The 7,630-nt window shown below is 45.0% G+C and carries 8 protein-coding genes; 5 read left to right on the top strand and 3 right to left on the bottom strand.

The genetic code is table 11. The annotated features are described in order from the left end of the window. The coding region (locus tag Q0241_RS13420; protein WP_299378326.1) for a phosphoenolpyruvate carboxylase at positions 1-1,586 on the bottom strand (1,586 nt) is incomplete at its 3' end. Positions 1,587-1,987: 401 nt separating this feature from the next. Between Q0241_RS13420 and Q0241_RS13415 the strand changes: the two genes are divergently transcribed. The 4 genes from Q0241_RS13415 (at position 1,988) to Q0241_RS13400 (ending at position 4,024) form a co-directional block, all read left to right on the top strand. After that, positions 1,988-2,257 carry a hypothetical protein gene (locus tag Q0241_RS13415; RefSeq protein WP_046503653.1) on the top strand — a complete coding sequence of 90 codons (270 nt, stop codon included), beginning with the start codon at positions 1,988-1,990 and terminating at the stop codon, positions 2,255-2,257. A 135-nt stretch (positions 2,258-2,392) separates the two neighbouring features. Then, positions 2,393-2,959, top strand: a complete 567-nt coding sequence (locus Q0241_RS13410) for a tetratricopeptide repeat protein (RefSeq protein ID WP_299378323.1) — start codon at positions 2,393-2,395, stop codon at positions 2,957-2,959. Between the two features lie 58 nt (positions 2,960-3,017). Then, entirely contained in the window at positions 3,018-3,446 is a 429-nt protein-coding gene (locus tag Q0241_RS13405; RefSeq protein WP_299378321.1) for a hypothetical protein, read from the top strand. Between the two features lie 86 nt (positions 3,447-3,532). Next, complete coding sequence (locus Q0241_RS13400; RefSeq protein ID WP_299378318.1) at positions 3,533-4,024, top strand: copper chaperone PCu(A)C; 492 nt, start codon at positions 3,533-3,535, stop codon at positions 4,022-4,024. Positions 4,025-4,111: 87 nt separating this feature from the next. Here the strand turns inward: Q0241_RS13400 and Q0241_RS13395 are convergent, their stop codons facing one another. Further along, entirely contained in the window at positions 4,112-5,206 is a 1,095-nt protein-coding gene (locus Q0241_RS13395) for a DNA alkylation repair protein (RefSeq protein ID WP_299378316.1), read from the bottom strand. A 270-nt stretch (positions 5,207-5,476) separates the two neighbouring features. Between Q0241_RS13395 and Q0241_RS13390 the strand changes: the two genes are divergently transcribed. After that, positions 5,477-6,094, top strand: a complete 618-nt coding sequence (locus tag Q0241_RS13390) for a hypothetical protein (protein WP_299378313.1) — start codon at positions 5,477-5,479, stop codon at positions 6,092-6,094. Positions 6,095-6,170: 76 nt separating this feature from the next. Here Q0241_RS13390 and Q0241_RS13385 read toward each other — a convergent pair. Next, on the bottom strand, positions 6,171-7,630 hold a 1,460-nt coding region (locus Q0241_RS13385), incomplete at its 5' end, for a TRAP transporter fused permease subunit (protein ID WP_299378310.1).

Here is a 7,630-nt window from a genome sequence, read left to right as displayed (position 1 = left end):
TACTGTTCGCTCTCCAGAAGATCGGCAAGAACCTCACTGCCACGTTCTAGCGCAGTTCCCGTTTCAAAGAGCGGAGAGATATCCAGCAGATCATCAACACCGAACAGCTTTGCGTAATAAAGGGCCGTCAAAATGGTAAAAGGTGTGTCGCACTCAGCAATTAAGAAGCGGATTGGACGCGATGCATCTACATACTTGATCATCTGGGCAATCAACATGAACATGCGTTTTGCGGTCGTGTGTTCAGCAGATAACGAGCCAAAGTTTATGCGAATTGGCTGCACCTCATCCAACAAACCGGAAAGCGCGCGGAAATTCCCTCGGCGGCGTCCGGGATCATCCGGTTCACCTTCCATAGCAATATTCTTGCGAATGGCATTATGAAGTTGTGCAGAATTGAGCCTGACATGCATATGAGATGTTGCCAGCCCATAGTTTGCAATTTCAGATCTCAAAATAATCAGAGAGCGTTTCAGTTCAGTATTATCAGTTAAGTTGAGGGCGCGGTTAATTGCTTCAATCAATTCCGCAGTATGCACCAAACGTGCACCATCGTCTGCAACAATTGAACGGGATATTTCTTTTAAGGCTTCTTCTGATGCACTTTTATCACTGAAAAATTCAGTTTCTTTTTCAGCCACATGCAAAGCAAGAGTAACCCGGCTCTTGATCAAGGCAAGCGTGGTTTCCAGTTCATCCTTTTCACCTTGATGTGCTGTAGTTATCTCGTTCAGTTTGGAAATATAGTAGCCAAGTTGAACAACCTGAACCTTCATTCGGGTGTGGAGCGTATTCGCCCATGTAATATCGGTCCTGCCATCCAAATCATACCCGACCCAACTTGCCACGGATAGAACACGTGGAGAAAGCTCGGTCCATTTTTCAGGATAAAGTTCTTCTGCAACGGCCAAAGCAACGTCGTATACTTCTCGTAAGGCTTGCTGTATCGAAGCGATAGCCTCCATCGCCTGTCCATGTTCAGCAAGTAAATCAATGGCCTGATCAGGCTCATGAGAGTTACCTATAACAAGCTGATTAAGTGTATCAATCGCCTTGGTATCAAGCGCTTGTCCATCTGAACTTTCATTCGCCGTAAACTGGGCCAGAGCCTGATATAGCTCTTTAGACAAACCAAAGGTCGGATGCGCGGTGATAACAATCCCGAATGCCTCGCGTTCCAGCTTGTCTTTAAAAGCCTCGAACGAAAGCTGGGTATGCGCATCATCAAAAGCCAACGCTTTGAAAAGCTCCGACAACCTGGATTTATTATCAGCAATACTTTCGACACCAACATAATCTGAAACGCGCTTTGCTCTGCCTCCAAAGGCTTCGACAGATAAATATTGCACCAACTGGGAAAGTAGATCGACGGATAGCTCGCCTGCGGCAAGACGTTCTGAAAGATCGTGAGCAAGCTCTAGAACGGGATTCCCTAGTGGATGACTCGTTGTCTGCTGCCGCATCGTAATTAAACGAGATTCCAGCTCATCGCGCAATGCACAAGCTTCTGTAAAACGCGCCTCATTTTTAACCTGAGAAAACAATGCGTCCAAAGCGAGCCCTTTAGAGGCTTTAGATTTTGCCATTAATTTTGACCTTCCCATTCACGACATAACGACAGGCATGTTAGACGCAAAGAGTCATTCATGCCTTCGAGTTCATGGTCATTGTTATATGTTTATTTCCCGATTTTTCGGGTCTGTCGTGCCGGGGCTTTTATATGACCAGTTTTTATTTTCTGTGGTTATAAGAGAAAGTCACTAAGCTGGCAAAGAGAATTCTGCGATCAATTCATAATCAAATTAAGCATATGCTAGTTGTTTCAAACAATTAGGCGAATTTTAATCCAAAAAAAGAAAAAGACCTTTGAATAATAATCTTCAATCCGCTGTTTATTAGGGTATTTTTCGGCTCCGCCACAGAAAAGTCACTGGAATCACTAGAAAAAATCGTTGCATCGGTATTCATAAAGGAATAAAACTAACGTATGAGCGATTTTTTTGAAAATGACGACGAACTCGTCTTGCAACTAGGTGACCTTCTTCCTGATGACGCAGGAGAGGTTGTTTTGTTTGCCCGTGATGAGCCGCTCAAAATTGAAGCCGACACACCCTTGATTGAAACGGGTGTCGTAGAAGATTCACATATCACGGCTTCAGGCACAGATGTTGGTGGACTGACATATAGTCAATTTGCAAATGGTATGACATTGTATCACGACAATGATCATATCCTGATTATTGCACCTGACGTTTAAAACACACTATACCTAATCAATAAATTCAAAGCAGTTTAAGCATACCGGAATCTGATTTTTTCCTGTAAGCTTCCTTACGATTACGCTCCGTGATTGTATCTGATCATTTTTAACCTCTTAAAAGTCAGAGATCTAATGATACGCGTCTTTGTTTCGGCTTTCTTTCTATTTATCTCAACTCAATCTTTTGCCGAGACATCGCTCGGCCTCCAGGCTTACGAGAACGGTGATAAGGAAACCGCCTTATACGAACTTCGCGAACCAGCAAAAAACGGCGATACAACAGCACAGCTCTATATGGGGCACATTTATCGTGAAGGCATTAGGGGGAGTTTGGATTATAAACAATCAGCTTTCTGGTATCTAAAAGCGGCAAGACGGGGACAAGTCCAAGCCCAAAGTTTTATTGGGCTATACTATACAGATGGTATTGGCGTTAGGCAGGACTTTGACCTCGCTGTCCACTGGCTAGAAAAAGCAGCAATGCAAGGACATCCTATTGCCCAACGAAACCTGGGACGTTTCTACGAAAAGGGGCGTGGCTTTCAGGTCGATCTCACCAAAGCCTATGCCTGGTACAAGGTTTCATCTATTCAGGGAAACACCTATGGCACTCAATCTCTGCGACAAATAAGCGCGAAAATGACTTCGATAGAGGTTCTTGAAGGTGAAGAACTTGCCAAGAGTTTCCCAAGAAGGTAAGGATCAAGTATGATAATGCCCTGCTCTAAGGGCTAGTTTTAAAATACTTGAGCATAATATGCCCCGGCAAGATAAACAGATAGCGAAACAGGACAAACAAAGCATTGCGGCGCTTTCCATATTTGCGCTCTGTTTCAAGTTATTCCTGCCAATATTTGTAAGCTTCTTTATCTCCATTCAAGCGACGGCTTCTCCCCTTACCGATTCAAACGACGCTCAGGTCACGCTGGAAAAATCTCTGAGCTTTATTTGCACCTCGAGCGGCATAGATCAAAACCAACAAAATAATTCAAACTCAGCAACTCTGACGGATCATTGTGATCATTGTTTGACGTGTGCTTTTTATACGCTTCAGCGTAATACAGATAAGCGAACAGCATCCCTGTTGGTGCAAAGTACCTTATCGTGGCGGGTCATAGGCTCAAATCAAGCCAAACTACCCCTTGATGATCAGCGTCATTCTTCAAGGGCGCCTCCGCGCGCTTAGTAAAGCCCCCACCAAGTAGAACAAACTCCATCTATGTTTTCTTTATTTTCTGGCCATTGAGGCCTGAAAAACAACATGAGGTTATCATGAAAAAATTTCTCGTTACCCTAACAGCCCTTCTTGCCCTAACACTTTCTGGTTTAGCCTCTGCGAAGGATTTTAAAGCCGGCGACATCATGGTTAAACAACCTTGGGCGCGTGCTACGCTTGGCCAAATGAAGAACGGCGCTTCATTCCTGACACTACACAATATGGGCGCCGAAGATGACAAACTGGTCGCAGCCGCGGGTTCTGCAGCCAAACGCATTGAACTTCACTCTCACACCATGGTCGATGGTGTCATGAAAATGCGCCAGGTTGAAGGTGGTATTCCTGTTGCTGCGGGATCAATGGTTGAGCTAAAACCGGGTAGCTTTCACATCATGCTAATGGGCCTTGAGTCACCATTAAAAGAAGGCGAAATGTTTCCTCTAACACTGACTTTTGAAAAAGCTGGTAGCGTCGATATTATGGTGCATATTGAAAAAGGTGGCGCGATGAAAATGGACGGTGAGGACAAAGATCACAGTAATCACTAAAAGGTCATTAACCCAAAATCTGGTTTAAATCATAAAAAAGCCGAGCTTACCAAAAGCTCGGCTTTTTCTTTGCTCACAGCTTATATTCTATGCACTGACTTCTTCCATAATCAATTCAAAGTCTTTACGCCCAAGTGATTTACCATTTGCGATGATCTCGACCTGATGAAGTCCCGGATAATACCTGCGGGTGGTTATCGGTTTAATATTGTGACGTTTCCGGGCTTTGTGTTTTCCCCCAGCAGCAAGATTAAATGTTTTCCACTTAAAAACCTTGGGTGATGTTCCTCCATTGGCTTTCCGGTGGTGAACGACAAAATCAAGAATTAGCGCCTGATCCTCATTACTTTCTGAAGTCATTGTCATCTCAAACTCTACCCCCTCCCCATAGATTACGGATGGGGTCAGCACATTAAAATCAATTAATTCAACCTGCGCATCTTTATATCCCAAAGCTTCTAGACATTTTTTATGTCCTGATTTTATAAGTGTTCGACAGGCGTGACGTATAAGTTTCTGACGTTCCTTTGACGCCCCCTTCATCCACTTCCTTGCGATTTCAGCGACTAGGTCAGGATGATCCTTTGCTATATCATTCAAGTTATTGGCAACAGAGCGCCGCACATATTCTTCTGGATCATCCCGAAGCTTTTCCAGAAGAGGAAATAAAGGGGCAGGATTTTTGATAAAGTCTGGTAATTGCATCGCCCAAGGCAATCGAGGACGAGAACCTTCCGAAGCTAATCGACGCACATGATAATTTTCATCATCTGCCCAGTTCATGATTTCTGCCAATGTTACCACGGGTGCAGAAAGTAAAAAGTGTCGAATAGCAAACTCAGAACTCGAACGCTTGGTCATTTCCTTGAGTAATTCCATGGATAGATGAAAATGCTCTTTGCCATAGAACGCAACATAATCACACATAGGCATAACCAACCAGCCGGACACACCTTTATCTGAAGTTCCCTGATCACTTATCGATATATTTTCATCGGGGTTCAAAATTCCCAGTAAAATATTTGCAGCACGGGAAAAATCTTCGGGCAGATATTTATAAAGTGCCTCAGTGATCCTTCCAGATCGTTGCTTTAATTCAAGCTTACTCAGATCTTTCGTCGCAAACGCAATAAACCCTTCCCGGTCAAAATCACTTTGTTGTGCCTTAAGATGCTCAGCCATCTTGGATATTGACTTCAGATTAAAAACTTCTTTAAAGGGCTCCATAATAATCCTGTTTGCTTTCATGGGTTGCTTGGCATCTTCTTTTACATCCCCACTACTGACAGCATAGTGTCAGTAGGTATTTACAGTGCACGTTCACAACAATTTGAGTACTGTTAGCTCGTCATTTCAAATCATTCCTATAGGGTCATATAATGATATGGAAACCTTTGGATACGCCGAAACGAAATGATGCTTAAATCTCAACGAAGATGCTCATCCCTTTACATGACAGCCTTTATTCTTGCCGCGGCAATAAGCTTTTCAGCGACTGCAAACGAAGCCTTAAAGCATGTCGACCACGTCATGACCCATTGGGCGGACACGCCTCAAGAACAGGGATTACTTCCCGTTGCTACTGCGGAAGCCAAAGTCGCCAGAAATCACGCTGATTTAGCGGCATCGGATCTAACCAATCTCAGTTCCATGCACTTACATACCCGCCATGTTCTGCACGCTTTAGACCCCGCGCAGGAAGTAAAAGGACCAGGCCTTGGGTACGGCCTGATAAAAGCATCAGAAGCGTTTGCAGTACACGCTGAACTTGCTTCGGATTCAGAAGATGCCAACGATATCATTCGTGTGTCCGGAATTATGGTCGCATCCGTTGGCCGCAATACAACGCGCCGCGCTAAAGAAGCTTTTGAGCTTTCAAAGAAAATCCTTGCGAGCAAAACCATCGAAACCGCAGCCCCTAAGGTACAAAAGCTCCGGAAACTAACCCACGCCCTCTTTGCGGGGGAGGATCTGAATAAAGACGGTCGTATTGTTTGGTATCATCACGAAGGTGGATTGAAAATTGCCATCGAACAGATGGAAATCATCAAGAACAGTACAACACAATAAACAAAACCAAAGCTCCAAACACACCAAAAGGCCGGTATCAGATACCAGCCTTTCAGATGTTTAAAGGGTATTGACCCTATATTTGGACAGGGGCAACGTTCTTTTTATTCCAGAAGAAAAAGAGAGCAAAGACAGCTAAAACAGCGAGATGAATTTCCCATCCCAGCGGCCATAACAACCCGGCGCCAAGGGCTAAAACGACACCTCGCTCTAGCCAATTCAGCTTCTCTTCAAGGTATCCCTGTAACGCCCCTGTCAAGGCATACAATCCCACTAAAGAGAACCCAAAAATCATAAGGACTTCGTGCCACTCTCCACCCAAAAACGGCGTGTAGGCAAAAAGTAGTGGAACAATATAAAGACCTTTGGCCACTTTCCAGGATTGTAACCCCGTTGCCATAGGCGGCGTCTTGGCGATTGCCGCCGCTGTAAAGGCGGTCAAGCAAACAGGGGGCGTTACATTACTATCCTGTGACAACCAGAAAATAATCATGTGAGCTGATAACAGCGCATAGATTTGAGTGTCTTTATCTAACACCATTTGTCGCAAGGTGTCTGACATATCCGGGGGAACTAACGCCAGAATTCCTTTTGCAGCCTCTGTCGACATAGGCAAACCAATTTCTGCTAGACGTTCCGGAGCCGCCAACATGAAGATGGCTTTCGCATCATCAGCCAGATTACCCGCGGCAATAGCCTCGACCAGTAAACCATCTGCAATAAGTGAATAGAGAGCCGGGGCAGAGAGCGTCCCCAACACAATATATGAAGCTGTGACAGGCAAGCCCATTCCCAAAACAAGCGAAGCTAGCCCAATAAGCACCATCGCAATGATCAGGCTATCCCCTGCCCAATTGGTAATCATCAAAGAAAATGTATTCCCAATCCCGGCCGTCGCAATAACATTAACAATCAAACCGACCGTACAGAGTAAGATCCCTGTCATGACCATATTCCGTGCGCCGAGTGCCAGAGCATCGAGAATGGCACGTAGACCCATTTTATTCGGCGTCAACCACGAAGCGACAACGACCCCGATAATTGAAAAGCCAGCTGCATAGGTCGGGGTAAAGCCATAGATCAACAAACCAATCAGGACTGTTATTGGCACAAGAAATGGTAATCCACCCCTTTTGAGAACTTCAAAGGCACTTTCGGTTTCCACTTCAACAACGTGCACATTGCTGCGTTTTGCTTCCATACGCACAAAAAAAGCTACCGTTGCGAAATAGAGAATAGCCGGCAAAAAAGATACGGCGATAATCGTCGTGTATGGAATTTGTGTATAGCTTGCCATTACAAAGGCACCCGCCCCCATAATGGGCGGCATCAACTGCCCGCCCGTTGACGCTGCTGCTTCAACGCCACCTGCAAAACGGGCAGGAAATCCTGCCTTTTTCATCAAGGGAATGGTTATCACACCCGTCGACGCTGTATTCGCCACAGCTGAACCAGAAATAGTACCTGTAAGACCAGACGCAAACACAGCAACTAAGCCAGGACCACCAACTGTTTTTCCTGCAACGACACGTGCGA

The sequence above is a fragment of the uncultured Kiloniella sp. genome, from assembly GCF_937128705.1.
Classification (GTDB): domain Bacteria; phylum Pseudomonadota; class Alphaproteobacteria; order Kiloniellales; family Kiloniellaceae; genus Kiloniella.
Note: the sequence above shows the minus strand (reverse complement) of the source record. Positions and strands in the feature narration are given on the sequence as shown.

Bases quoted from the DNA above. Each gene is read 5' to 3' on its own strand.
- Q0241_RS13415 (WP_046503653.1), top strand. From the start codon at position 1,988: ATGAGCGATTTTTTTGAAAATGACGACGAACTCGTCTTGCAACTAGGT.
- Q0241_RS13410 (WP_299378323.1), top strand. From the start codon at position 2,393: ATGATACGCGTCTTTGTTTCGGCTTTCTTTCTATTTATCTCAACTCAA.
- Q0241_RS13405 (WP_299378321.1), top strand. From the start codon at position 3,018: ATGCCCCGGCAAGATAAACAGATAGCGAAACAGGACAAACAAAGCATT.
- Q0241_RS13400 (WP_299378318.1), top strand. From the start codon at position 3,533: ATGAAAAAATTTCTCGTTACCCTAACAGCCCTTCTTGCCCTAACACTT.
- Q0241_RS13395 (WP_299378316.1), bottom strand. From the start codon at position 5,206: ATGGCTGAGCATCTTAAGGCACAACAAAGTGATTTTGACCGGGAAGGG.
- Q0241_RS13390 (WP_299378313.1), top strand. From the start codon at position 5,477: ATGACAGCCTTTATTCTTGCCGCGGCAATAAGCTTTTCAGCGACTGCA.